General features: G+C 66.9%; 3 protein-coding genes. 2 read left to right on the forward strand and 1 reads right to left on the reverse strand.

From position 1 onward, the window contains the following. Together EN745_RS34685 and EN745_RS34690 are read left to right on the forward strand one after the other, a co-directional pair. On the forward strand, positions 1–188 hold a 188-nt coding region (locus EN745_RS34685), incomplete at its 5' end, for an SPOR domain-containing protein (protein WP_145992322.1). A gap of 25 nt (positions 189–213) precedes the next feature. After that, positions 214–468 (forward strand): hypothetical protein, encoded by a 255-nt coding sequence (locus tag EN745_RS34690; protein ID WP_245487908.1) that lies wholly within the window; start codon positions 214–216, stop codon positions 466–468. 21 nt (positions 469–489) lie between these two features. On the opposite strand, the gene EN745_RS34695 is transcribed toward EN745_RS34690, so the two are convergent. Then, on the reverse strand, positions 490–1,493 hold a 1,004-nt coding region (locus EN745_RS34695), incomplete at its 5' end, for a response regulator (RefSeq protein ID WP_145992323.1).

Consider the following 1,493-nt stretch of genomic DNA (forward strand, 5'->3'; position numbering starts at 1 on the left):
GGGTCAGGAGCCGCTTCCCGGCGCTGCTTTCCAATCACGATCCGGTGGTCAGCCGGGTGCGCACGCCGATCGGCCGGCGCGGCATCTATGCGGTTCGGATCGGCGCCGACAGCCGCGGCGAGGCCAATGGCATCTGCCAGAAACTGCACGGCGTCGGCGGCGCTTGCCTGGTGGTGCGCAACCGTTGACGGGATGGCGGGAGGGCGTTCGCAGATGACAGCCAGGATCGTCCCGCTGAATGAGGTCGGCAGCGCCGGCAAGAGCTCGATCGCCAGGGCATTGCAGGCGACAACGGCCGAGCCCTTCCTGCATGTGCCGATGGACGCCTTCCTGGAAATGCTGCCCGAGGCGCTGCAGGATCATGCGCAAGGCTTCTCCTTCGAGACCAGCTGGCAGGACGGCAAGCCGTCCGTCGCCATCAAGGCCGGCCCATGCGCCGAGCGGATAAAAGCCAAGTTCCAGTTGTAGGACAACGGGCTCGGTCGCGCCTCACGCTGTCTTCACCGCGACCGTCTCGCTGAGCCAGGTGCCGATCTTGCTGCCAAGGCGGTCGGGCGAGATCGGCTTCGCCAGATAATCGTCCATGCCGGCCTCGATGCATTTCTCGCGGTCGCCCTTCAGCGCGTGGGCGGTGACGCCGATGATCGGCGTGTGGCTGCCGTTCTGCCGTTCGATCTGACGGATGGCGCCGGTCGCCTCGTAGCCGTTCATCTCTGGCATCGAGACATCCATCAGGATCAGCCTTGGCCGCAGCGCCCTGTACATTTCCACCGCTGTGCGGCCGTTGCCGGCGATGCGGTAGCTGAGGCCGAGGCCATTTAGGATCTGGCCGAAGACAAGCTGGTTCACGTCATTGTCCTCGGCGATGAGGATGTCGATCGGACCGTTCGGCGCGGCCGCCGGTTCCGGCGCGGCGGGCGCCGGTGTGGCCGGACCGTGAATAACGGTGAAGGCCGGCGCGGGCGCTGCTTTCGGCGCGACTGCCTCACGAACGAAGTGTGCCTTGCCGACCTGGGAACGCGCCTTCTGGATCACCGAGATGACGGTGCCGAGGAGGACGGCCGAGCGCGCCGGCTTGGTCAGATGCGCGGCGATGCCGAAATCGATGACCATCTTGCCGAAATCGACCTGGTCGACCGAGGTCAGGATCACCACCGGAATGGAGGACATGCGGCTGTCGGCGGCAATGGCCTTGGCGACGTCGGCGCCGCTCATGCCCGGCATCTGGTAGTCGAGGATGATGCAGTCGACAGCGGCGCCCAGCTGGCTGGCGCGGTCGAGGAAGGCGAGGCCGACGGCGCCGCTTTCGGCGGCGGCGCAGTCGAAGCTCCAGCTCCGCAACTGTTCCAGCAGGATCTCGCGGTTGACCGGATTGTCGTCGATGACCAGCACGCGCGCGCCGGTGACGTCGACCGGCACGATCTCGTCGCGCGCATCCTGGCTGTGCGCTGGCAGCGGCACGGCGAACCAGAAGACCGAGCCGCGGCCGATCT

Origin of the sequence: Mesorhizobium sp. M4A.F.Ca.ET.022.05.2.1 (genome assembly GCF_003998845.1) — a bacterium.
GTDB lineage: Bacteria > Pseudomonadota > Alphaproteobacteria > Rhizobiales > Rhizobiaceae > Mesorhizobium.